This window comes from Achromobacter sp. JUb104 (genome assembly GCF_024806975.1).
In the GTDB taxonomy this organism is placed as follows: Bacteria; Pseudomonadota; Gammaproteobacteria; order Burkholderiales; family Burkholderiaceae_B; genus Achromobacter; species Achromobacter spanius.
The window spans coordinates 208,605-233,047 of record NZ_JANUEY010000003.1 but is presented as its reverse complement, the minus strand read 5'-3'; the positions used below and the strand labels follow the sequence as shown (position 1 = coordinate 233,047).

The window sequence follows — 24,443 nt, the reverse complement described above, 5'->3', positions numbered from 1 at the left end:
CACCTTGTGCAAGTTAGCCCTTTTGAATTTGAATGTCGATGAACGATAGCGAGGCAATACTCGTGCTGGAAACCGCGTTGTTATGCGCGGTGCAGCCGATGCAACTGTCCGATATGCGCAAGCTATTCGGGGACGATGAGCAGTTTGACAACAGCAAGCTACGCGGGTTGTTGGAGACGCTGCAAGCCAACTGGGCCGATGGCGGCCTGGAACTTGTGCAACTGGCGAGCGGGTGGCGCTTTCAAAGCCGGCCGCATATGCAGCGCTATCTTGAGCGGCTTAGTCCCGAAAAGCCGCCCAAGTATTCACGCGCCGTCATGGAGACGCTGGCCATTGTGGCTTGGCGTCAACCCGTAACCCGGGGCGATATTGAAGACATACGCGGCGTGACCGTGTCGTCGCAAATCGTGAAAGCTCTGGAAGATAGAGGGTGGATCGAGGTGATCGGGCACCGCGATGCGCCGGGCCGTCCGGCTCTGTTCGGGACCACGCGCCATTTCCTGGACGATCTCGGCCTGCGAGCGCTGGATGAGTTGCCGCCCCTGGAATCCGCCCATGCCGCCGCTGCGCTGGCGGGCTTGGATCTGGGTGAGGTGCAGCAATTGACGGGCGAGGGCGCCACGCCCGTGGATGCATCGGCGGGCGCGGAGGTTGTCTCCGAAGGGGTAAGCGATTCGGCTGAGCTCGGCGTCGATGGCGACGAGGGAGCTCAGGGCGAATTTGCCGTCGAAAATGCCGACCAAGTGCCGGAAAATGACGATATCCCAGTTGCGGAATTGTCAGTTTCGGCACAGGATGCACCCATAGACCCGGTCGATAGCGTAGAATCCGTCGTTTCGCGCACAGAAGAAGGCGCGAATCCCGACGACGAACCCACCGTCCGGGAGCAAGCCGAAGGCTTGTCCAATACGCCGAACCTGTCCGGTTTTCCCGACGACAGAGCCGGCAACGACATTTCCGATATAGCCGCCGACCCCACTGAGGCCGGTGCTGCAAAGGAAAGTGTCGAGAACGCAAAACACGCGGAACCGACCGACCCGATTGACGAGACCGATCACGCAGCGCCTGGCGCGGCTGGGCATGAGCCCGATTTCGGCCTTGATGATCCTGTTCGGCCCGAAACCGATGCCGCTTCCTCGGCCTCGGACGACGTGGATCCGGCGCAGCCTGGCGCTGGCCACGATTCGGCGTCCCCTGATGATGACGAGCCCGCCCCTGGCAGGCCTACCCAAGTTTGAAATTCGGAGCTGTCCCAGTGACAACGAATACAGCAATGCAGGACGACAATCCCCGTTCGGATGACACCGTTTCCAACGGTCAGCCGGATTCCTCCCCCGTGCGCGAATCGGCACCTGAAGGCGAGGCCGGCGCTCGTGGGCGTGGTCGCAAGCTCAGGACGCCTTTCCGCCGCCGTCGTGGCGATGCCGCGGCAGAGCAGGCCCCGGCGGCAGAGGGCCAACCGGCCGCCGCCGCATCGGTCGAGTCCGCTGACTCCCGTGGTGGCGAGCAAGAGGCGGAGCAGGCGCTGTCGTATCTTGACAACGCTGACCGCATGGAACAGCGCCTGGGCAAGTACCTGAATAGCGATTCGGTCATGCCCAAGCTGCACAAGGTACTGGCGGATGCGGGCATCGGTTCGCGCCGCGAGATGGAAGAGCTGATTGTGGCCGGCCGAGTGTCGGTCAACGGCGAGCCGGCTCATATTGGCCAGCGCGTTGCGCCGAATGATCAGGTTCGCGTGAATGGCAAGCCCATCATGCGGACCAATACCAAGAAGCCCCCGCGCGTGATCCTGTATCACAAGCCCGCAGGCGAAATCGTCAGCCACGACGATCCGGCTGGACGCGCCAGCGTGTTCGCCCGCTTGCCCAAGCTGCGCACGGGCAAGTGGTTGTCGGTGGGGCGCCTGGACTTGAATACTGAAGGTCTGCTGATCTTCACGACGTCGGGCGACATGGCCAACCGCATCATGCACCCCCGTTACGGCACCGAGCGAGAATACGCCGTCCGTGTGCTGGGCGAGATGGACGAGGCGCAACGCCAGTCGCTGGTTGATGGCATTGAGCTGGAAGATGGTGTGGCGGCTTTTGGCGCGCTGGATTATCTGGGTGGCGACGGCAGCAATCGCTGGTACCGCGTCACCTTGCAGGAAGGGCGCAATCGCGAAGTGCGCCGCATGTTCGAAGCGGTTGGCGTAACCGTCAGCCGACTCATCCGTACCCGCTTCGGCGATGTGGTGCTGCCCCGCAGCTTGCGTCGTGGTCGCTGGGAAGAGCTGGATGGCTCGTTGGTCACCGCATTGATGGTCCAGCTTGGGCTGTTGCGTGATGACGACGAATCGGGTGGCAACCGCCGCCGTTCGAAGCAGCCCCAATCCCATGACAGCGCGCTGCCCCCGGGCTTCGGCACCATGGATCGCAATGGCATGAATGGCGCCCGTATTGGCCGTCGAGGCAAGCTGCAAGGCGGCCGCTTGGGCAGCGCGGGGCAAGCGGCGGCGTGTCCGTCCGACCCCTTCGGTACCGGCCTGATGATTGCCGGCGGCTATGCCAATGGTCATCCGCTTGCCGCGGAAGGCCCTGGTGGCAATCGCAAGGGCGGCAAGCCCGGCGGTGGTCGCTCGGCATCGGCGGGCGGCGGGCGTCCCGATGGCAAGCCAGGCGGTAAGCCGGGCGCCAAGCCTGCTGGCAAGATGGGCGGCAAGCCGCGTGGGCCGCGCGGTCCGCGTGCGGCGGCAGCGGGTGGGCAGCCGGGCAACGTGGCGTCGGTAGATGCCGGCGTTGTCGGCAACGTGGCCGAAGGCCAGGTGGGCGGTGGCCGCAAGCCTTCCGGTGGCAAGCCGGGCGGCAAGCCGCAAGGCGCGCGCGGCGGCAACGGTGGTCGGAATGGCAAGCCCGCGGCTGCGGGTGGCCGTGGTGGAAACAAGTCTGAAGGGCCGCGCAGTGCGGGTGGTCCGGCGGCCAATAAGGGCCCGGGTGCGGGCGGCAAGCCGCGTGCACCGCGCGCTGCTTCGTCGGCGCCGCGTGGCGACGATTGGCAACCTCGCGGCGCGTCGGCGCATGAATCCCGCTTGGGCGTCATGGGCGGGCGTGGTCGTCAAGGCCGTTGATTTGCCTGCCAGTGGCGCGTTGATCGCGCCGCTGGCCGCGATATGTCCCGTATAAGCGTAAGCCCTAGATGAATCAGGCGTTTTTCCTGTTTATCTGGTAAAATCAATGGTTTTCATGGCTTCGCGTCATTGCTTTTTGCGTCCCGACTCTGGCTGATGGTTGGCAAGAGCGAGTGAAAACGCAGGGCTAAACCGCGAGGGCAGGGCTAAACCGCAGCGCAAAATCTCGGCTAAAGCAATGGGGCAGAAATGCAACGGGGCAGAAATGCCCGAGCTTGAGTTAGCTGGGCAGCCAATGATCAAGTTGGCGCGCAAGGCAAGGCAAGGCAAAGCAATGCAAGGCAAGACAATGCATAGCGCAGTTCAATAGCAGTTGGCATCGGATATGCGCCAAGTGTCGCCAGACCTGAAGGCTTGGGTTTGGGCTGGCAGGGATGGGACAACCCATGGTGCATCAAATTAGGTCGCAATATAGGGCGCTGCCCAGCATTGCTCCTTACGTGTAGTAGGGAAGCGGCTGGGCTCTGCGCAATATCGGTGGGCTGGGCGTGCAGCCCATTTTTTTTGAGTATATGGCTGATTTATTCGCATTGACCGAAGAGGCTCTGGCCGGCATGGACGTCGAACTCGTGGACGTCGAGCGTGCCGCCCTGGGCCTTTTACGCGTAACGATCGATCGGGTCGGCGGTGTGCGCATCGAAGACTGTGAACAGGTTTCCCGCCAATTGTCGCGGGTGTTTGAGGTCGAGAACGTTGACTACAAACGGCTGGAAGTCGGTTCGCCGGGCATTGATCGCCCGTTGCGCAACGAGGCTGAATTCCGCCGTTTTGCAGGTGAGCGCATCGAGATCAAGCTACGTGAGGCATTAGACGGACGTAAGGTTTTCTCCGGCACATTAACCGTGCCCGAAGACGACGCCGCTGCCTCGGACGCCGATGCTGGCATGCACAAGACCGTGTTCGGTCTCGAATTTGAGGCAAAAAAGAACGAAGTCCAGGTGTTGAATTTCACGGTCGAAGATATCGAACGTGCAAAACTGGATCCCGTTCTGGATTTCAAGGGCAAAAAGCGATGAGTCGCGAAATTCTTCTGTTGGTCGATGCCTTGGCGCGTGAAAAGAACGTCACGCGTGACGTCGTGTTCGGTGCGCTGGAAAGCGCGCTGGCCTCGGCCATGAAAAAGCGCTTCAAGGATGATGCGGACATTCGTGTCGCCATCGATAGGGAAACCGGCGATCACGAGGGCTTCCGCCGCTGGCTGGTAGTGCCCGACGAAGCGGGCCTGCAAGAGCCCGACAAGCAGGAAATGCTGTCGGATGCGCAAGAAATCGTTCCTGATATCCAGGAAGGCGAATACATCGAAGAGCCGCTTGAGCCCATCGAATTCGGCCGTATCGGCGCGCAGGCGGCCAAGCAGGCCATCCTGCAAAAAATCCGTGACGCCGAACGCGAACAGGTGCTGAACGACTTCCTGGACCGTGGCGAAACCATTGTGTCCGGCACGATCAAGCGCATGGACAAGGGCGATGCCATCGTGGAAACGGGCAAGATCGAAGCGCGCCTGCCGCGTTCCGAAATGATCCCGAAGGAAAACCTCCGGGTTGCCGACCGCGTCCGCGCCTTCGTGTTGCGTGTTGACCACGCCGCGCGTGGCCAGCAAGTGATTCTGTCGCGCACCTCGCCCGAGTTCATTCGCCAGTTGTTCGAGAACGAAGTCCCGGAAATCGAGCAGGGCCTGTTGGAAATCAAGGCCGCCGCTCGCGATGCGGGTGTGCGTGCGAAGATCGCCGTCGTGGCATACGATAAGCGTATCGATCCGATCGGCACGTGTGTGGGCATGCGTGGTTCGCGTGTCACCGCGGTGCGCAACGAGCTGGGCGGCGAACAGGTCGACATCGTCTTGTGGTCGGAAGACCCCGCGCAGTTTGTCATTGGCGCCTTGGCGCCGGCCAACGTCGAATCGATCGTCGTTGACGAAGACAAGCATGCGATGGACGTCGTCGTCGACGAGGAAAACCTGCCCAAGGCCATTGGCGCCAAGGGTCAGAACGTGCGCCTGGCGTCCGAGCTGACTGGCTGGCAGATCAACATCATGACGCCGGAAGAAAGCCTGAACCGCCAGGAAGTCGAGCGCTCGGGTCTGCGCACCACGTTCATGAGCAAGTTGGACGTTGATGAGGAAGTCGCTGACATCCTGATCGACGAAGGTTTCACCGGTATCGAGGAAATCGCTTACGTACCCATGCAGGAACTGCTGGAAATCGAAGCGTTTGACGAAGACACCATCAATGAATTGCGTGCCCGTGCCCGCAATGCGCTGCTGACTGAAGCAATTGCCCAGGAAGAGCGCCTTGAGACCGCACAGGATTTGCTTGAACTCGAAGGCATGACGCAAGAGCTGGCTGCCAAGCTGGCCGAGCGCCAAGTGCATACGCGAGATGATCTGGCCGAATTGGCAACGGACGAACTGGCAGAAATCGCCGGCTTGACCGAGCAGGAAGCCAGCGACCTCATCATGCGTGCCCGTGCCCATTGGTTCGACGAAGAATAACCATAAGGACACGGGTCTGCGGTGGGTAGTGCTGGATTCATCCACCGCAAGTTCACGTTGTTTGTAATTGCTGCATATAGGGAAGAGAGAGCCTAATGTCGAGTAACACCGTCGCCCAGTTCGCTACCGAGCTGAAAATGCCTGCCAATGTGCTGCTGGATCAGCTGCGCTCGGCTGGTGTTGACCTCAAATCGGTTGACGATTCCGTCACCGACAGCGACAAGGCGAAATTGCTCGAATCGCTGCGCCGCGCCCATGGCGCGACCGAAGGCAAGAAGATCACCCTGACGCGCCGCCAGACGTCCGAGATCCGGCAGGCTGACGCCACCGGCCGCTCGCGCACGATTCAGGTCGAAGTGCGCAAGAAGCGCGTGTTCGTCAAGCGTGATCCCTCCGAAATTGCCCTGGAGCAGGCCGCGTCCGCGCGTGCCGAAGATGAAGTTGCTGTTGAAGAAGAGCAGCAGGTGTCCGCGCCGGCTGCACCCGAGGCTCCTGCCGTGGCCGAGCCCCGCGAAGCCACGCCCGTCCAAGCGGAGGCTCCGGCCCCCGTCGAGGCGGAAGAGCCTGTTGCTGTAGAAGCGCCCGCGCCGGTTGAAGCGCCCGCGCCTGTTGAATCCGTCGCGGCCGAAGTGCCCGCCACCGTCGAGGCGCAAGCCGCCGAAGTCCAGGCCCAGCCTGAACCCGAACCGACGCCGGCGCCTGCTCCTGCCGAGCCCGTGGCCGAAGAGGCCAAGCCCGAAGTTAAGACTGAATCCACCGAGCCCACGGCTGAAGAAGCCAAGCCGGAACCCGTTGTGCTAGCCAATAAGTCCGATACACCTTCCCCCCAGGCCAATGCGCCGATCGCCCAGGCGCAGCCTGCCGCGAAGTCCGAACCTGTGCAGTCCGCCGCGCCCGCGCCGGCCACGCCCCCCGTCCGGGTGGGCAATCGTGCCGACAACCGCCGCGCCGGCCCGCCGCTTGCCGCTTCCGCTACGACGGGTGGCCGCGATGAGGCCCGCCGTGCCGCCGAGGCCGAAGCCGCCGCGCTGCGCGAAATGCTGAACCGTCCGCGCAAGGTATTGCGTGCCCCCGAGCCGGAGGCGCCCGCCGCCGCCGCTGCTCCGATTTCGGGCACGCTGCACAAGCCGGCCGGCAAGCCGGGTGCTACGCCCGGCGCCAAGAAAGACGCCAAGCCCGCCGCTCCCGGCACGAAGAAGACCATCAAGACCGCCGAAGTCGCTTCGACCTGGTCTGATGACGCCTCGCGCAAGAAGCCGGCCGACAAGCCCGCAGCCCCGGCCAGCCGTGACGGCTGGCGTGCAGGTGGCAAGGGTGGTGGCAAGGGCGGCGGCCGTGGTGGTCGCAACCAGCAGAACGACCGCCGCAACGAGCCCGCACCGCAAGAATTCATTGCTCGCGAAGTGCACGTGCCGGAAACCATCAGCGTGGCCGATCTGGCTCACAAGATGTCCGTGAAGGCCGCCGAAGTCATCAAGCATCTGATGAAGCTGGGCCAGATGGTCACCATCAACCAGGTACTGGACCAGGAAACGGCCATGATCGTGGTTGAAGAACTGGGCCACGTGGCGATCGCCGCCAAGCTGGATGATCCGGAAGCGTTCCTGGACGATTCCACGGCAGTGTCCGAAGCCGAGCAACTGCCGCGCGCTCCGGTTGTTACCGTCATGGGCCACGTTGACCACGGCAAGACCTCGCTGCTGGATTACATCCGCCGCGCCAAGGTTGCCGCGGGCGAAGCCGGCGGCATTACGCAGCACATCGGCGCCTACCACGTTCAAACCGAACGCGGCATGGTGACCTTCCTTGACACCCCGGGCCACGAAGCGTTTACCGCCATGCGTGCTCGCGGCGCCAAGGCGACCGACATCGTGATTCTGGTGGTGGCCGCCGACGACGGCGTGATGCCGCAAACGCGCGAAGCCATCCACCATGCCAAGGCCGCGGGCGTGCCCATGGTCGTGGCGGTGACCAAGATCGACAAGCCTTCGGCCAACCCGGAACGCGTCAAGCAGGAATTGGTTGCCGAACAGGTCGTGCCGGAAGAATACGGCGGCGACGTGCCCTTCGTGGGCGTGTCGGCCAAGACCGGTGAAGGCATTGACGACCTGCTCGAAAACTTGCTGCTGCAAGCCGAAGTGCTGGAACTGAAGGCGCCGGAAGACGCGCCCGCCAAGGGCCTGGTCATCGAAGCCCGTCTGGACAAGGGCCGTGGCCCGGTCGCGACGATCCTGGTGCAGAGCGGTACGCTCAAGCGCGGCGACGTGGTGCTGGCCGGCGCAAGCTTTGGCCGCGTGCGCGCCATGCTGGACGAAAACGGCAAGCCGATCCAATCGGCCGGCCCGTCCATCCCGGTTGAAATTCAAGGCCTGACCGAAGTGCCGGCTGCCGGTGACGAGCTGATGGCTCTGTCCGACGAGCGCAAGGCGCGCGAAATCGCGCTGTTCCGCCAAGGCAAGTTCCGCGACGTCAAGCTGGCGCGCCAACAGGCCGCCAAGCTGGAATCGATGTTCGACAACCTGGGCGAGGGCACGCAAACGCTCACGCTTATCGTCAAGACCGACGTGCAAGGTTCGCAGGAAGCGCTGGTGCAGTCGCTGGTCAAGCTGTCGACCGACGAAGTTCGTGTGCAAGTGGTGCACGCGGCTGTCGGCGGCATCTCGGAAACCGACATCAACCTGGCCATCGCCTCGAATGCGGTCGTGATCGGCTTCAACGTGCGTGCGGAAGCAAGCGCCAAGAAGCTGGCCGAAAACAACGGCATCGACGTGCGCTACTACAACATCATCTATGACGCCGTGGATGAAGTTAAGGCGGCCATGTCGGGCATGTTGGCGCCCGAGAAGAAGGAAGAAATCATCGGCCTGGTCGAGATCCGTGAGGTCTACAGCATCTCGCGCCTTGGCAACATCGCTGGTTGTATGGTGCTTGACGGCATCGTCCGCCGCGATTCCCAGGTACGCCTGCTGCGCAACAACGTGGTTACCTGGACGGGGCATCTTGAATCGCTGCGCCGCTTCAAGGACGACGTCAAGGAAGTCAAATCTGGCTTCGATTGCGGTCTTACGCTGCGCGGCAACAACGACATCCAGGTGGGTGACCAGCTGGAAGTCTTTGAAATCAAGGAAATCGCGCGTACGCTGTAAAGCGTCGCGAGGCATTATTGCTAATGAGCCGTCACAAGTCCAAAGCCATCCCCGGTCGCAATCTGCGACTGGCCGACCAGATCCAAAAGGATCTGGCGGAGATCATTCAGCGCGAAATCGATATGTCTCGCGCTGGGCTGATCACGCTCTCCGGTGTGGAATTGTCGACCGACTACGCGCATGCCAAGGTGTGGTTCACGGTTTTGGGCGCCGAGCCCGAAGCCGCCACCGCCTTGCTGAACGAAAAAGCCGGTTGGCTGCATTCCCAGCTTTACAAGCTGCTGCACATACACACTGTCCCCACTTTGCGCTTCTTCCACGACGAGCAAATCGCCCGTGGCATCGAAATGTCGATCCTCATCGACCGCGCAAATCGGCCCGGCCCCCACTCGGGCGTGCCTGACGAACCTGAAGACCAGTCCTGATCGGGCTGTCGTCACTGCTTTTTCAACCGGATTCCGACGATGGCTAAACGACGCGGGCTTTTGCTCGACGGTGTGCTGTTGCTCGACAAACCCGTAGGTTTGTCGAGCAACCACGCCTTGCAACGCGCCAAGCGTTCCATGGACGCGGCGAAAGCCGGTCATACAGGCACGCTGGATCCCTTCGCCACCGGCTTGCTGGTGTGCTGCATGGGACGCGCAACCAAGATTTCCGGCGCGATGCTTAACGCCGACAAAGCGTATCGCGCTACGCTGCAATTTGGCAGCGAAACCGATTCTGGCGACCTGACCGGCAATGTCGTGTCCACCGCCGAACCGGGCTTTACCGTTGACGAGCAAGCGCTGCGCGACGCGCTGTCACGTTTCTCGGGCACGATCGAGCAGATTCCGCCGATGTACTCCGCGCTCAAGCGCGACGGCAAGCCGTTGTACGAGTACGCCCGCGCCGGCATCGAGCTGGAACGGGCCCCGCGCCAAATCACGATTCACCGCATCGAGCTGTTGTCCCTGTCGGGAACGCAGGCAGAGATCGATGTGGCTTGTAGTAAAGGCACATACATCCGAACACTGGCCCAGGACATCGGGCGCGTGCTGGGCTGTTACGCCCACCTGACGGCGCTGCGGCGCACGCACGTCGGGCCTTTTTCTCTGGAACGCGCCGTTGCGCTGGAAGCCTTGCAGGCCATGCCAGACCCGAAGCAGGCATTGCTTGCACTGAACGAATTGCCGGAGGGCTTGCTGCCCTCCACCCTGACCTTAAAGGACTCGCTATGACTCGCGCCTTGCGCAACGTCGCCATCATCGCCCACGTGGACCACGGTAAAACAACCCTGGTCGACCAGCTGCTGCGCCAATCCGGCACCTTCCGCGAAAACCAGGCGCTGACCGAACGGGTCATGGACTCGAACGATCTGGAAAAAGAACGCGGCATCACGATTCTGGCCAAGAACTGTGCCGTTGAATACGAAGGCACGCACATCAACATCGTCGACACCCCGGGTCACGCCGACTTCGGTGGTGAAGTCGAGCGCGTGCTGTCGATGGTTGACGGCGTGCTGCTGCTGGTTGACGCCGTTGAAGGCCCGATGCCGCAGACCATTTTCGTGACGCGCAAGGCACTGGCCCTGGGCCTGAAGCCGATCGTGGTCGTCAACAAGGTTGACCGCCCCGGCGCCCGCACCGACTTCGTCATCAACGCCACGTTCGACTTGTTCGACAAGCTGGGCGCGACCGAAGAACAGCTGGACTTCCCGGTGGTTTACGCCTCGGGCCTGTCGGGCTACGCCGGCCTGACCCCGGACGTGCGCGAAGGCAACATGCGCCCGTTGTTCGAAGCCATTCTGCAACACGTGCCGCAGCGTGAAGATGACCCCAACGGCCCGCTGCAGATGCAGATCATCTCGCTGGACTACAACAGCTACGTCGGCAAGATCGGCGTGGGCCGCATCAACCGTGGCCGCATGCGCCCCGGCATGGAAGTGGCTTACAAGTTCGGTCCCGACGGCCAGGGCGGCAAGGGCCGCATCAACCAGGTCCAGAAGTTCCATGGCCTGGAGCGTGTCGTGGTGGAAGAAGCCGAAGCCGGCGACATCGTGCTGATCAACGGCATCGAAGAGCTGGGCATTGGCTGCACCGTGACCGACGTGCTTACGCAGGAAGCCCTGCCGATGCTGCGCATCGACGAGCCGACGCTGACCATGAACTTCATGGTGAACACGTCGCCGCTGGCCGGCCGTGAAGGCAAGTTCGTGACCAGCCGCCAAGTGCGTGACCGCCTGGATCGCGAGCTGAAGTCCAACGTGGCGCTGCGTGTGCGCGACACGGGCGACGACACCGTGTTCGAAGTGTCGGGCCGTGGCGAACTGCACCTGACGATTCTGCTGGAAACGATGCGCCGCGAAGGCTACGAGCTGGCCGTGTCGCGTCCGCGCGTGGTGTTCAAGGAAGTCGACGGCGTGAAGTGCGAGCCGTTTGAATCGCTGACCATCGACGTTGAAGACGCTCACCAAGGTGGCGTGATGGAAGAGCTGGGCCGCCGCAAGGGCGACCTGCAGGACATGCAGCCGGACGGCCGTGGCCGTACGCGCCTGGAATACCTGATCCCGGCCCGTGGCCTGATCGGCTTCCAGAACGAGTTCCTGACGCTGACGCGCGGCACGGGCTTGATGAGCCACATCTTCCACGAATACGCCCCGGTCAAGGAAGGCGCGATTGGTGAGCGCCGTAACGGCGTGCTGATCAGCCAGGACCAAGGCGACGCCGTGGCCTACGCACTGTGGAAGCTGCAGGATCGCGGCCGCATGTTCGTGAGCCCGGGCGATGCGCTGTACGAAGGCATGATCATCGGCATTCACAGCCGCGACAACGACCTGGTTGTGAACCCGATCAAGGGCAAGCAACTGACGAACGTGCGCGCCTCGGGTACCGACGAAGCCGTGCGCCTGGTTCCGCCGATCCAGATGTCGCTGGAATACGCCGTTGAATTCATCGACGACGACGAACTCGTGGAAATCACGCCGAAGTCGATCCGTCTGCGTAAGCGTCACCTGCTGGAAAACGAACGCAAGCGCGCCGCGCGCGAAGCCTCGGCCTAAGCGGGCACGACGGCCACACTCGCTGTGGCCTTCGCATAAGACAAAGCCGCGCACCTTCGGGTGCGCGGCTTTTTTTTTCACGATGCGCGGGCCGTCTTATAGCCCGCTTTTCTTAGAGTCCGCTTTGCTGATGCCGGTATTCCTGGGTGGCGCCACCATACCCATATGCGGCTGCGCGCGCGTCGATCACATGCACGTAAGAGCATTCGTGCAGTTCGCCCAGAATCCCTTGGAACGCCGCATAAATCTCCTTGATGAAGCGCGCTTTCTCGGCCTTGGTATTGGTTTCGTCCGTGACGCTGATGTCCAGGTGAAAGGCGTTCTTGCCCTGCTCGGAGAGCGGCGTTCCGCCAATGAACCAGAGGTCGTGCGGGATGTGCTGCAAGGTAATCGCGATGACTGGCAGCTTCTTGCCCAGCACGGACTGCGTCAGCCCAGCCACGGATTCAACGACGCGGCGATTGATGGCGGGATCGGATTGGCCAGAAAGATGTACGACGATATGGGGCATGACAGGACTCCAGTTTGTGAGGGGTACAAGGCCAGTGTAGAAAGCCGTTTGACATCGGAAAAGCGGGAAATTACGATTTCATCCATCGAGTAATCCGTCGGATAGAGCCATGTCGGGTTTTGATCTGGACCAGTTGCGCACCTTGGTCGCCGTGCTGGACGCGGGCAGCCTGACGGCGGCGGCGCCGAAGGTTTTCCTGTCGCAATCGTCGGTCAGCGAACAGATGCGCAAACTGGAAGAGCGCGCGGGCCAAGCCCTGCTGGTGCGTGGAAAAACGGGGGTGGCGGCTACACCCGCGGGCGAACGCCTGCTGCAACATGCGCGCGCCATCCTGGCCTTGAGCGACGAGGCCTACCGGGATCTGCGTGGCGTGGCGTTGCGCGGCGAACTGCGGCTGTTCATTACGGATTACTTTCGGCCCGGCGATGTGGCGCGCATGCTGCGACGTTTGAACGAGCAATACCCGCAGGTGCGGCTGCACGTGACGATCATGAAAAGCGGCGCCATCGAGGCCGCCTACGAGCGCGGTGAAATCGACGTGGGCATATCGATGTCGATCCAGGAGCGCGGTGCGCCGCGAGCCCGCGCGCAGGGCGCGCTGTTGCGCCGCGAGCCGCTGCTGTGGATGACGGCCGAGGGCGCAGGCGCGCCGTCGGACGACGCTCCCTTGCCCTTGCTGGTGCTGCCGGAGACCTGCGCATTGCGCCAGTATGTGGAACGGCAGCTTGCGCGGCGTGCCGTGCCTTATACGGTGGCGCACGTGGCGTCTGGGGTGGCGGGATTGCAGTTGGCGGTGTCGGCCGGGCTGGGCGTGGCCTGCCTGAATGAATCCGCCCTGGCGCCCGGGATCGCACGTTTGCATGCGCCTGGTTTGCCCGCGCTGCCCTCTGTGGAATTTCGTTTGTTGCCGGCCCGAACCGGGGAAAGCGAGTTCATCGGATTGGCGCGCGAGGCCATCGTCAAGGCGCTGAGCTGATCGGAGCTGCCTCGGCGAAGGGGGGCTTGAACAGACTCGCCTCCAATCGAAAAATGATCGAAACTGCCGAAACCAGCAGAGGAGAGATCATGGGTGCCATCGACAAACTTGCGCCGTTCATCGACGCGCGCAGCGAGCGTTATGCGGAACTGAGCGACCGCATCTGGAGCTTGGCTGAACTACGCTACGACGAACACAAGTCAGCCGAATTGCACATTGCGATGCTGGAAGAAGCCGGCTTTCGCATCACCCGCGACGCGGCCGGCATTCCCACGGCGTTCGTGGCCGAGGCCGGCCAGGGTGGTCCCGTCATCGGCATCCTGAGCGAATACGACGCGCTGTCCGGCCTGAGCCAGGAAAGCGGCGCCTTTGCGTGCCAGCCGTCGCCGGAAACGCCCAACGGCAATGGCCACGGTTGCGGCCACCACTTGTTGGGCACGGCAGCGCACTTTGCCGCCGTGGCGGTCAAGGAATTCCTGGAAGCCAACCAGTTGCCGGGCACCATCCGTTTCTACGGCTGTCCGGCGGAAGAGGGCGGGTCGGGCAAGACTTTCATGGCGCGCGAGGGCCTTTTCGATGAGCTTGATGCTGCCTTGACTTGGCATCCGGCTTCGCACACAGGCATCTTCCACCAGTCCACGCTGGCGAACATCCAGGCCTACTTCCGTTTCCGCGGCATCGCGGCCCACGCCGCGAATTCACCGCATCTGGGCCGCAGCGCCCTTGATGCCGTGGAACTGATGAATGTGGGCGTTAACTACCTGCGCGAGCACATGGTGCCGGACGCGCGCGTGCATTACGCCGTGACCAACAGCGGCGGCATTTCGCCCAATGTGGTGCAGGCCCGCGCCGAGGTGCTGTACCTGGTGCGCGCGCCCATCAATTCGCAGGCGGCCGAACTGTACGAGCGGGTCAAGAACGTAGCGCGGGGCGCGGCGCTGATGACCGGCTGCGAGCTGGACATCGTGTTCGACAAGGCGTGTTCGAACTACATGCCGAACCGTGTGCTGAACGAAATCATGTACGCCAACATGCAGGCGCTGCAAGGTCCGGCCTATACCCCAGGAGAAGAACAGGTGGCGCGCCGGATGTGGGATTCGATCACGGAAGACGACATCGACAACGCAGGCAAGAACCTGGGCGCGGTACTGCGCAATCCCACGCCGCTGTTCGCGGGCGTGGCGCCGTTTGACCCGGCCAAGACCGAGATCACTTATGGCTCGACGGACGTGGGCGATGTCAGTTGGGTGACGCCCACGGCGCAATGTTGGGGCGCCTGCTACGCCTATGGCACGCCGTTTCATTCCTGGCAGATGGTGGCGCAGGGCAAGATGTCGATGGCGCACAAGGGAATGGTGCACGCCGCCAAGATCATTGCGGCGACGGCGGCTGATCTGCTGGTAAAGCCGGAAGCCTTGGCGCGCGCCAAGCAGGAACTGCTGGACGCGCGACGCGGGCAGCCCTATGTGTGCCCAATTCCGGACGAGGTGGTGCCGTCGTTCAAGCGCTAGGGAGCAAGGCGGCCCTCGCCTGAGGGCCGCGCCGTGTTCAAGCCGGCAGGGATGGCGCGTATTGCGCCTCGGAAGTGACCTTGTCATGGAATTCCACGACGCGGCGCACCACTTTGACGGGGTCGTCCTCGATGATGAAAAGGTCCAGGTCGTGCGCGCCGATCATTCCGTTGCCCAGCACCTGATCGCCCAGCCAGTCGATCAGGCCCGACCAATATTCGCTACCCACCAGCACGATGGGCGCCGGCGGCACCTTGCCCGTCTGGATGAGCGTCAACGCTTCGAAGAGCTCGTCCAGGGTGCCAAAGCCGCCAGGCATCGCCACGTAGGCGAAGCTGTGCATGAAGAACGTGGCCTTGCGCGAGAAAAAATACTCGAACGACAGGCTGATGGTTTGATACTCGTTGTTGTGCGCCTCGTGCGGCAGGCTGATGTTCAGCCCGATGCTGGTGCCGCCAGCCTCGAAGGCGCCTTTGTTGGCGGCCTCCATGATGCCGGGGCCACCGCCCGCGATGACCGCAAAACCGGCGCTGGCCAGGGCGGCCGAGATGGCGATGGTGGTTTCATAATGGGGGGAATTACGGCTGACTCGTGCACTGCCGAAGACGCTGACTGCGGGCCCGATGTGCGCGAGCTCGTCTGCCGCCGTCCGTATCTCTGACATAATCAGCGGAATCTGTTTGCCGGCGGGTGTTTCCATATCTGCCTTTTTAACCATGAAAAAAACCTTATTACTGGTCGACGGTTCAAGCTACTTGTACCGCGCTTTCCACGCTATGCCTGATTTGCGCAATGCGCAAGGCGAACCCACGGGGGCGCTGTACGGCGTGGTCAATATGCTGCGCAAGCTTGTATCTGATCATAAGGCAGAGTATGCCGCATGTATTTTCGATGCCCGCGGCAAGACCTTCCGAGACGACCTGTATCCCGAGTACAAGTCGCACCGTCCGCCCATGCCTGAAGACCTGGCGGCGCAGATCGAACCCATCCACCGCGCCGTGCGCGCGCTGGGTTGGCCGGTGCTGGCCATTGAGGGGGTGGAAGCGGACGACGTGATCGGCACCCTGGCCAAGCACGCCGCCGAACACGATGTACACACCATCGTTTCCACGGGCGACAAGGACTTGGCGCAACTGGTCAATAGCCACGTCACGCTGGTCAACACCATGACGGGCGAAGTGCTGGACGAGCCCGGCGTGGTCAACAAGTTCGGCGTGCCGCCCGACCGCATCGTGGACTACCTGATGCTGGTCGGCGACACCGTGGACAACGTCCCCGGCGTGACCAAGGTCGGCCCCAAGACGGCGGTCAAATGGCTGGCGGAATACGGCTCCATCGACAAGCTGGTCGAAGGGGCGGATGGCATCAAGGGCGTGGCCGGCAACAACCTGCGCGAAGCCATTCCCAATTTCCCGCTGACCCGCCAACTGCTGACGGTGAAATACGATTGCGACCTGACCGGCCATGTAAAAAACGTCAGCGACCTGACGCCACGCGAACGCGACATTGCCACGCTCACCGAACTGTATGAACGCTACGGCTTCCGTACCTGGCTGCGCGACCTGACGGGCGACGCCGAGCGCGTGCCCACGGGCGATGCGCGCATTGCGGTGGAGGTGCCGCAGGCGCCCGCCGAGCTGGACTACCGCATCATTGCCGACTGGGCCGAATTCGACGCCTGGTTTGAAAAGCTGCAAGGGGCGCCCCTGGTGGCGCTGGACACCGAGACCACATCGCTGGACCAGATGCAGGCCCGGCTGGTTGGCCTGTCGCTGGCGGTGGAACCTGGCGTGGCTTGCTACATTCCGGTGGCGCACCGGGGGCCGGACGGCGCAACGCAGTTGCCCAAGGCCGAGGTGCTGGCGCGCTTGAAGCCGTGGCTGGAAGACGCCTCGCGCGCCAAGCTGCTGCATCACGCCAAGTACGACGCGCATGTGTTCGCCAACGAAGGCATCAAGCTTGCGGGCATTACCGACGACACGATGCTGCAGGCCTATGTGCTGGAATCGCATCGCGGCGTGGGGCTCAACGACCTGGCCCAGCGCTATCTGGGCCGCAGCGGCGTGTCGTACGAGGACCTGTGCGGCAAGGGCGCCAAGCAGATCGGTTTCGACGAGGTAGCGGTGGACAAGGCGGGGCATTACGCCGCCGAAGACGCCGACTTCACCTTGCAATTGCATCGCGTGCTGCGTCCGATGGTGGCGGCCGACGAAGGCCTGGACCGCATCTATCAATTGGAAATCAAAGTGTCGGCGGTGCTGACCACCATCGAACGCAATGGCGTGAAGGTGGATGCCGACGAACTCGGCCGCCAAAGCCACAAGCTGGGCCAGGAAATGTTGCGGCTGGAGCAAAAGGCCTATGAATTGGCCGGTCAGCCCTTCAACCTGAATTCGCCCAAGCAGTTGGGTGAAATTCTGTTTGAGCGCATGCAGTTGCCGGTGGTGCGCAAGACCGCCAGCGGCGCGCCGTCCACCGACGAAGACGTGCTGACCAAGCTGGCGCTGGACTATCCGCTGCCGCAGGTGCTGCTGGAATACCGTGGGCTGTCCAAGCTGAAGTCCACCTACACGGACAAGCTGCCGCGCATGATCAACCCCGCCACGGGCCGCGTCCACACGCGCTACTCGCAGGCGGCGGTGATTACCGGCCGGCTGGCATCGTCCGATCCCAACCTGCAGAACATTCCCGTGCGCACCGAGGCGGGCCGCCGTGTGCGCGAGGCGTTCATCGCGGAAGAAGGCATGCTGCTGTCGGCCGACTATTCGCAGATTGAACTGCGCATCATGGCGCACGTGTCGGACGACGCCAACTTGCAACGCGCGTTTGCCGCCGGCGAGGACATTCACCGCGCGACGGCCGCCGAAGTGTTCGGTGTGGCGCTGCCGGATGTGTCCACCGACCAGCGCCGCGCGGCCAAGGCCATCAACTTTGGCCTGATCTACGGCATGGGGGTGTTCGGCCTGGCGTCCAACCTGGGCATCACGCGGGATGCGGCGCAGGCCTACATCGACCGCTATTTCGCGCGCTATCCCGGCGTGGCGATGTACATGGAAAACACGCGCCGCGTCGCGCGAGAGCAAGGTTACGTTGAAACCGTGTTCGGTCGGCGCCTGCAGTTGCCGGAAATCCGTGGGGCGTCGGGTCCACGTAGGCAGGGGGCAGAACGCGCGGCCATCAACGCGCCCATGCAGGGCACCGCGGCCGACCTGATCAAGCTGGCCATGGTGGCCGTGCAGGACTGGCTGGAAGCGGAAAAGCTGCAAACCCGCATGATCATGCAGGTACACGATGAACTGGTGCTGGAAGCGCCGGACGCCGAAATCGAGGTGGTCAAGGAAGCCTTGCCGCGCCTGATGTGTTCGGTGGCCGAGCTGCGCGTGCCGCTGGTCGCGGAAGTGGGCATGGGCAAGAACTGGGAGCAGGCGCACTAAGCCCGCTGTTCTGTCCCCGTGCACCTGGTGGGCCGTCCTCGGGCGGCCCATTTCCGATTTCAGGATTGCAACAATATAATGTTGCGCTTCCTCCCCGCCTCTATTGCGTCCCCCCACATGTTGCTGCTCTGGGTACTTCTTGCCACCGTTACCGGCGGGCTGATCGCCGTCCTTGTTGCCAGTTGGCTGGCCTACAAGGTCTTCGCCCAGTACCTGCACCACATGGTCAGCCTATCGGTGGGCGTGCTGCTGTCGGTGGCGCTGCTGCATTTGTTGCCCGAGGCTTTCGAAGGGGGCGTGGCCGATGCGCATACGCTCTTTGGCTTGATGCTGGCGTCACTGATCGGCTTTTTCGTGCTGGAGAAGATTGCGCTGCTGCGCCATAGCCATCACCACGAGGGCGACGGGCACCATCATCACAAAGGCCACGATCACCACGAAGCCGGGCGCGGGGGCGTGCTTATCCTGATCGGAAGCTCTTTGCACAACCTGTGCGACGGCATCCTGGTGGCGGCGGCTTTCCTGACCGACCCGTTGTTGGGGGTGTTGACCGCGGCGTCGATCATCGTGCATGAAGTGCCGCACAAGCTAAGCGATTTCGTCGTGTTGCTGAACGCCGGGCTGGCGCGCCGCCGCGCCTTTTCCCTGATCCTGTTCACCAGCTTGTGTTCAGCCGTGGGCGGCATAATAGGGTACTTTGTGCTGCAGCAGGCGCAGGACTGGGTGCCGTATGTCTTGGTGGTTGCCGCCAGCAGCTTCCTGTATATCTCGGTGGCTGACCTGATGCCGCAGATGCATGAACGGGTGTCCCTTTCGGATGCCGTCCCGCAATTATTGCTGGTGGGTGTGGGCGTGGCGCTGATCTACAGCGTGACAACCGTGATGCACCATGGGCACGAGCACGGGGCCGACGCCGGCCACGGCGCTCCCCATGCCGAGCACGGCCACTCGCACTAGGCAGGGCTCGCCTACTTGCACCAGGGCGCGCGCGGACGGGACGCCTCTATGTCCACCCCCTACACAGGAGTCCGCCATGAGTTTTTCCGCTGCCGCCGGCAACGTCGCCCCTACCGTCATTCACACTGACACCGAAGGCCTGGTCCACGGGGATTTCAAGCTGCCCGTGGCTGATGGCTCCATTGCCGCGTATTACGCCGCGCCTCAAGGGCGCCGCGACTTGCCTGTCGTGCTGGTGGTGCAAGAGATTTTTGGCGTGCACGAGCACATCAAGGATCTTTGCCGCCGCATCGCCAAGGCCGGTTATCTGGCGGTTGCCGCCAATCTGTACGAGCGTCAGGGCGACGCCTCTACCTATACCGATATTCCCAAGCTCATCGCCGAGATCGTCAGCAAGGTGCCCGACGAGCAGGTGTTTGCTGACCTGGACGCCAGCGTGGCCTGGGCCGCGGACAACGGCGGCGACGCCAAGCGCGTGGCCATTACCGGCTTTTGCTGGGGCGGCCGCCTGACGTGGATGTACGCCGCGCACAACCCCGACGTCAAGGCGGCGGTGGCCTGGTACGGCAAGCTGAGCGTGGGCCATGGCCCGCTGATCAAGCGCGTGGCGTTCGACGTGGTCAACGACCTGCACGCGCCGGTGCTGGGCCTGTACGGCGCCCTGGACGCCAGCATTCCGCTGGCCGACATCGAGACCATGAAGACGAAGCTGGCGGCTGGCAACGCTGCGGCCAAGCAATCGGAGTTCGTGGTGTACCCGGACGCCGACCATGCCTTCCTGGCGGATTACCGCGCCAGCTACAAGCCCGAGGCCGCCAAGGATGGCTGGACTCGCATGCTGGCGTGGTTCCAGCGCTACCTGTAAACCGATAGGCGCGGTGGGGCTTGTGTTTCCCGCGCTGTCATCCGCTTAATTGCCCGCTTGGTTGCCAGCTTAATTACCGGCTTAGTTGCCCGCTTCCCTTAAGCGGCTGGGCAACAATTCCCCGTGGCGGGCCAAGAGCGGATATGCGGCGGCGCCCACCAGGTGCGAGTTGATGCCCTTCATATCGCGCAGGATATCCAGGTACAGCGCGCCGACTTCGGCGGCGTCCACCTCGCCCGACTTGATCTTCTGCAAGTGCGTGTCGGCCGCTTGAATCTCGATCGTGCGAAAGCGCGCCTTTTCACCAGCCAGGGCGCGCGCCTGACGCAGGTCGTCGTTGACGAAGAGCGCGGCGGCCTGACGCTGGTTGGCAATCAATTGGCCCAGCGTGTCGTCCAGACTGGCGCGTTGCTCGGGTGAAAACATCCAACCTTGCTTGCGCAGCTTGGCCACATGGCTCAGCAGCCCGTGATGGGCAATGTCGCCCGCATGGCCGATGTTGCTGGCGAAGGCCAGAATGTCATCCATGCGCTGGACGTCGTCGCGCGTCATGTTTTCCTGGTCCAGCGTGGCCAGGTAGGTGGTGATGGCGTTTTCCAGCTTGTCCAGCGCGGCGTCCAACTGGCGCGCCTGCACCATGCGGTGGCGGTTGTCGCGCTTGAAACCTGCGCGCGCGTACAGCAGCAAGGTTTGCAGCATGTCGGCCATGCGCAGGGCTTCGCGCGCCGCGTTGCCCAGCGCCACGGCCGGTACGTCATGGGCCCATTCATCCAGGTACTGGGGGCGAGACGGGTCGTTGGGATCGGCCCGTTTGGGCAACCAACGGGTCAAGAGCGCCGCGTAGGGTGTCAGCAGCGGCAGGAACAGCAGGGCGATGACCGCGTTGAACAGCGTGTGGAAATTGGCGACGGCGCGTGCCGGGTCGCTTGCCATGTCGCTCATCAGCGGTTGCAGCACCGGCAGCAGGATCAGCCCGGCCAGCACGCCCAGCACCCGGGTCAGCAGGTTGCCCAAGGGCAGGCGGCGCGCGGCGGGGTCGTCGCCTGTCACGCCTTCGATCATGGGGTTGATGGCGGTGCCCAGGTTGGCGCCCAGCACCAGCGCGAAAGCCACGTGGGGCGCCACCATGTGATGGCTTGCCAGGGACATTACCAGCACCACCACTGCCACGCTGGAGTGCGCGGCCCAGGTGAACGCGGCCGACAGCAGCACGGCCGCCACCGGCTGGGTGGCCAGCGCGTCCAGGATCATGCCCAGCATGGGGGCCGTCTGGAACGGCTCGAAAAGCTCGACCAACTGATGCAGAGACAGCAACAACAGCCCCAGGCCGATGAATACCCGGCCCAGGTCGCGCGTGCGGCCGGGCGGGTAGCGGCGAAACATCCAGACGCCGGCAAGAATAAGAATGGGGGCAAGCGAGGTCAGGTCGAACGACAGCAGTTGCACGATCAGCGTGGTGCCGACGTTGGCGCCCAGCATGGCGGCCAGTGCCGGCACCAAGCCCACCACGCCGCCCGCCGCGAAGCCGGTAATCATCAGGCCCGTGGCCGTGCTGCTTTGCAAGGCGGCGGTGATGCCCAAGCCCGCCGCGAAAGCACGCAAGCGGGTGCCCAGGGCTCGGCCCAACGCCGCGCCCAGGGCGGCGCCGAAGGCGCGCTGGACACCGGTTTGGACCATGTGCACGCCCCAAAGGAGCAGGGCGACGTAGCCGGCGAAGTCAAGCAGGGTGATAAGACCAGACATCCAGGGGTGTTCCCGTTCTTTTTATGACAAGTAATAATTCTGTAATGATCGCATGCCTGCCGGGGCGGCGAAACCCGCGGCAGCGATACAGCATACGCTGGCCAGGTTTCCTGCGCGCGGTGTTGCCAGCGCGTATCATTGCCTGACTATTCGTTGATGTATTGGAGTGTGTGGCGTGGCCGTTTCCGTATTTGATCTGTTCAAGATTGGCATAGGCCCGTCTAGTTCCCATACGGTGGGGCCGATGCGGGCCGCCTTGCTGTTCGCGCAAGGCCTGGAACGCGACGGCCTGATTCCTCGGGTGGCGCATGTGCGCGCCGAACTCTACGGTTCGTTGGGCGCCACCGGCAAGGGGCACGGCACCGACAAGGGCGTGCTGCTGGGGTTGATGGGCGAGGCGCCCGACACGGTGGACCCGGCCGCCATTGAAGGCATGATCGCCTCGGTGCGCGCCAGCCGCCAACTGCCGCTGCTTGGCCGCTACCCCGTTGCGTTCATCGAAAAAGAGCACATGGTGTTCTACCGGCGCGAAGCCATGGCCGAGCACCCCAACGGCATGAAATTCCACGCTATCGACGCCAACGGCGAGTCGTTGCGCGAATCGCGCTACCTGTCGGTCGGTGGCGGCTTCGTGGTGACGGCGGGCGCGTCCAATAGCCAGGTCATCGCCGCCCACAACCAACTGCCATATCCGTTCCGTTCCGGCCGCGAACTCTTGACCATGTGCCGCGAGAACGGTCTGACGGTGGCGCAGTTGATGATGCAGAACGAACTTACCTGGCGTGAGGCGGCGGACACGCACAGCGGGCTGGACCGCATTTGGCAAGTGATGCAGGACTGCGTGGCGCGCGGTTGCGGTATCAATTACCCGGAAGCCGACGGCGTACTGCCCGGCCCGCTGCGGGTACGCCGCCGGGCGCCCGAGCTTTACCGCAATCTGACCCAACGCGCCGAACGTACCTTGTCGGACCCGCTGTCGGTCATGGACTGGGTCAACCTGTACGCCATGGCGGTCAACGAAGAAAACGCCGCCGGCGGCCGGGTCGTCACGGCGCCCACCAACGGCGCGGCGGGCATCATTCCCGCAGTGCTGCATTATTACGACCGTTTCGTGCCCGGCGCCAACCACGACGGCGTGCGGGACTTCCTGCTTACCGCCGCGGCGATCGGCTTGCTGTACAAGTACAACGCGTCCTTGTCGGGGGCCGAAGTGGGCTGTCAGGGCGAAGTGGGCGTGGCCTGCTCGATGGCCGCGGGCGGGTTGGCCGCGGCGCTGGGCGGTTCGGTGGAGCAGGTTGAAAACGCCGCCGAAATCGGCATGGAACACAACCTGGGCCTGACCTGCGACCCCGTGGGCGGGCTGGTGCAAATTCCCTGTATCGAGCGCAATGCCATGGCGTCCATCAAAGCCGTGAACGCGGCCCGGATGGCCCTGCGCGGTGACGGCCAGCACTATGTGTCGCTGGATTCGGTCATCAAGACCATGCGCGAAACCGGGGCCGACATGAAGACGAAGTACAAGGAAACCGCGCGCGGCGGCCTGGCGGTGAACATCGTCGAGTGCTGATGGGCGGGGGGATACCCCAGCCGACCCTGCAAAAGAAAAGTCCCTCGGCTGAGGGACTTTTTTCTGCCTGGCAATCCGCGGGGGTCAGACCACGCGGGCGTTTTGCAACGCGGCGATGCGCGACGGGATCGGCGGGTGCGAGGCGAACATGGCCGCCAGGCCGCCACGGCCGGTGATGCCCGAGGCTTCAAAGGACTTGGGCAGATCGCCCGGCTCCAGGCCACCCAGGCGGGCCAGCGCGCGGATCATCGGTTCGCGCGCGCCCATCAGTTGGGCCGAGCCGGCGTCGGCGCGGTATTCGCGCTGGCGCGAGAACCAGGCCACGATGATCGAGGCCAGCACGCCGAAGATGATTTCACAGACCAGCACGGTGATGTAGTAGCCCGGACCGATGCCGCGTTCGTTCTTGAAAACCACGCGGTCGATGAAGTAGCCGACCACGCGAGCCAGGAACACGACGAAGGTGTTCACAACGCCCTGGATCAAGGTCAGCGTGACCATGTCGCCATTGGCGATGTGGGCCACTTCGTGCGCCAGCACCGCCGCAACTTCCTCTTCGCTCATGCTTTCCAGCAGGCCGGTCGACACGGCGACCAGCGAGTCGTTCTTGAACGCGCCGGTGGCGAACGCATTGGGCGCGCCTTCATAGATGGCGACTTCCGGGCGGCCGATGCCGGCGCGGTCAGCCAACTGGTGCACGGTGTCGACGAGCCATGCTTCGCGCTGGTTGCGCGGCGCGTTCGGATCCAGCACTTGGGCGCCGGTGCTCCACTTGGCCATCGGCTTGCTGATCAAGAGCGAGATGATCGCGCCCGTGAAACCCACCACCACCGAGAAGATCAGCAGCGCGTTGAGGTTAAGGCCGTTGGCGGTGATGTAGCGGTCTACGCCCAGGATGCGCAGCGTGGCCGACAGCACGAGCATGACGGCCAAGTTGGTGATGACGAACAAGACAATGCGTTTCATGTTTTTTGTGTTCCTCTGCGAGCGGGAAATACCGGGGTTCGACATGACGGCGGCCCGCCAGTTCCCCGAC

18 protein-coding genes are annotated in these 24,443 nt (G+C 63.3%); 14 read left to right on the top strand and 4 right to left on the bottom strand.

Translation table 11 applies throughout. The features are described from left to right. The first annotated feature begins 32 nt into the window (after nucleotides 1-32). The 8 genes from scpB to typA all read left to right on the top strand — a co-directional run bounded on the left by scpB (nucleotide 33) and on the right by typA (nucleotide 11,843). Entirely contained in the window at nucleotides 33-1,238 is a 1,206-nt protein-coding gene (gene scpB / locus M2361_RS21575) for an SMC-Scp complex subunit ScpB (protein WP_259251717.1), read from the top strand. A 35-nt stretch (nucleotides 1,239-1,273) separates the two neighbouring features. Next, a complete protein-coding gene (gene rluB / locus M2361_RS21570) occupies nucleotides 1,274-3,109 on the top strand; it encodes a 23S rRNA pseudouridine(2605) synthase RluB (protein ID WP_259251716.1) in 1,836 nt (611 codons plus the stop codon). A gap of 572 nt (nucleotides 3,110-3,681) precedes the next feature. Beyond that, nucleotides 3,682-4,185 (top strand): ribosome maturation factor RimP, encoded by a 504-nt coding sequence (gene rimP / locus M2361_RS21565; protein ID WP_259252639.1) that lies wholly within the window; start codon nucleotides 3,682-3,684, stop codon nucleotides 4,183-4,185. Continuing rightward, on the top strand, nucleotides 4,182-5,660 hold the full coding sequence (nusA, locus tag M2361_RS21560) for a transcription termination factor NusA (protein WP_050447915.1): 1,479 nt from the start codon (nucleotides 4,182-4,184) through the stop codon (nucleotides 5,658-5,660). Before rimP ends, nusA begins: the two co-directional genes overlap by 4 nt. 95 nt (nucleotides 5,661-5,755) lie before the next feature. After that, nucleotides 5,756-8,806, top strand: a complete 3,051-nt coding sequence (gene infB / locus M2361_RS21555; RefSeq protein ID WP_259251714.1) for a translation initiation factor IF-2 — start codon at nucleotides 5,756-5,758, stop codon at nucleotides 8,804-8,806. 23 nt (nucleotides 8,807-8,829) lie between these two features. Further along, nucleotides 8,830-9,231 (top strand): 30S ribosome-binding factor RbfA, encoded by a 402-nt coding sequence (gene rbfA / locus M2361_RS21550; RefSeq protein ID WP_006218273.1) that lies wholly within the window; start codon nucleotides 8,830-8,832, stop codon nucleotides 9,229-9,231. Nucleotides 9,232-9,270: 39 nt separating this feature from the next. Further along, nucleotides 9,271-10,023 (top strand): tRNA pseudouridine(55) synthase TruB, encoded by a 753-nt coding sequence (gene truB, locus M2361_RS21545; protein WP_100857147.1) that lies wholly within the window; start codon nucleotides 9,271-9,273, stop codon nucleotides 10,021-10,023. Further along, nucleotides 10,020-11,843: a translational GTPase TypA gene (typA, locus tag M2361_RS21540; RefSeq protein ID WP_259251712.1), complete on the top strand. Its 1,824-nt coding sequence runs from the start codon at nucleotides 10,020-10,022 to the stop codon at nucleotides 11,841-11,843. Before truB ends, typA begins: the two co-directional genes overlap by 4 nt. Nucleotides 11,844-11,955: 112 nt before the next feature. Here typA and M2361_RS21535 read toward each other — a convergent pair whose 3' ends face one another. Beyond that, nucleotides 11,956-12,354, bottom strand: coding sequence for a 4-oxalocrotonate tautomerase (locus M2361_RS21535; RefSeq protein WP_259251711.1), 399 nt, complete (start codon nucleotides 12,352-12,354; stop codon nucleotides 11,956-11,958). Between the two features lie 109 nt (nucleotides 12,355-12,463). On the opposite strand from M2361_RS21535, the gene M2361_RS21530 reads away from it, so the two are divergent. Continuing rightward, nucleotides 12,464-13,330, top strand: a complete 867-nt coding sequence (locus tag M2361_RS21530) for a LysR family transcriptional regulator (protein ID WP_259251710.1) — start codon at nucleotides 12,464-12,466, stop codon at nucleotides 13,328-13,330. Nucleotides 13,331-13,419: 89 nt separating this feature from the next. Next, on the top strand, nucleotides 13,420-14,841 hold the full coding sequence (locus M2361_RS21525) for a M20 family metallopeptidase (RefSeq protein ID WP_259251709.1): 1,422 nt from the start codon (nucleotides 13,420-13,422) through the stop codon (nucleotides 14,839-14,841). 37 nt (nucleotides 14,842-14,878) lie between these two features. On the opposite strand, the gene M2361_RS21520 is transcribed toward M2361_RS21525, so the two are convergent. Next, nucleotides 14,879-15,505, bottom strand: a complete 627-nt coding sequence (locus tag M2361_RS21520; RefSeq protein WP_259252638.1) for a TIGR00730 family Rossman fold protein — start codon at nucleotides 15,503-15,505, stop codon at nucleotides 14,879-14,881. Between the two features lie 52 nt (nucleotides 15,506-15,557). On the opposite strand from M2361_RS21520, the gene polA reads away from it, so the two are divergent. The 3 genes from polA to M2361_RS21505 all read left to right on the top strand — a co-directional run bounded on the left by polA (nucleotide 15,558) and on the right by M2361_RS21505 (nucleotide 20,097). Continuing rightward, complete coding sequence (gene polA, locus M2361_RS21515) at nucleotides 15,558-18,275, top strand: DNA polymerase I (protein WP_259251708.1); 2,718 nt, start codon at nucleotides 15,558-15,560, stop codon at nucleotides 18,273-18,275. Between the two features lie 117 nt (nucleotides 18,276-18,392). Continuing rightward, on the top strand, nucleotides 18,393-19,232 hold the full coding sequence (locus M2361_RS21510) for a ZIP family metal transporter (RefSeq protein ID WP_100857142.1): 840 nt from the start codon (nucleotides 18,393-18,395) through the stop codon (nucleotides 19,230-19,232). A 76-nt stretch (nucleotides 19,233-19,308) separates the two neighbouring features. Continuing rightward, complete coding sequence (locus M2361_RS21505) at nucleotides 19,309-20,097, top strand: dienelactone hydrolase family protein (RefSeq protein WP_259251707.1); 789 nt, start codon at nucleotides 19,309-19,311, stop codon at nucleotides 20,095-20,097. An 81-nt stretch (nucleotides 20,098-20,178) separates the two neighbouring features. Here the strand turns inward: M2361_RS21505 and M2361_RS21500 are convergent, their stop codons facing one another. Next, nucleotides 20,179-21,840, bottom strand: a complete 1,662-nt coding sequence (locus tag M2361_RS21500) for a Na/Pi cotransporter family protein (RefSeq protein ID WP_100857140.1) — start codon at nucleotides 21,838-21,840, stop codon at nucleotides 20,179-20,181. Nucleotides 21,841-22,015: 175 nt separating this feature from the next. On the opposite strand from M2361_RS21500, the gene M2361_RS21495 reads away from it, so the two are divergent. After that, complete coding sequence (locus tag M2361_RS21495) at nucleotides 22,016-23,407, top strand: L-serine ammonia-lyase (protein ID WP_259251706.1); 1,392 nt, start codon at nucleotides 22,016-22,018, stop codon at nucleotides 23,405-23,407. An 84-nt stretch (nucleotides 23,408-23,491) separates the two neighbouring features. On the opposite strand, the gene htpX is transcribed toward M2361_RS21495, so the two are convergent. Continuing rightward, complete coding sequence (htpX, locus tag M2361_RS21490; protein WP_100857138.1) at nucleotides 23,492-24,373, bottom strand: protease HtpX; 882 nt, start codon at nucleotides 24,371-24,373, stop codon at nucleotides 23,492-23,494. Nucleotides 24,374-24,443 lie beyond the last annotated feature (70 nt).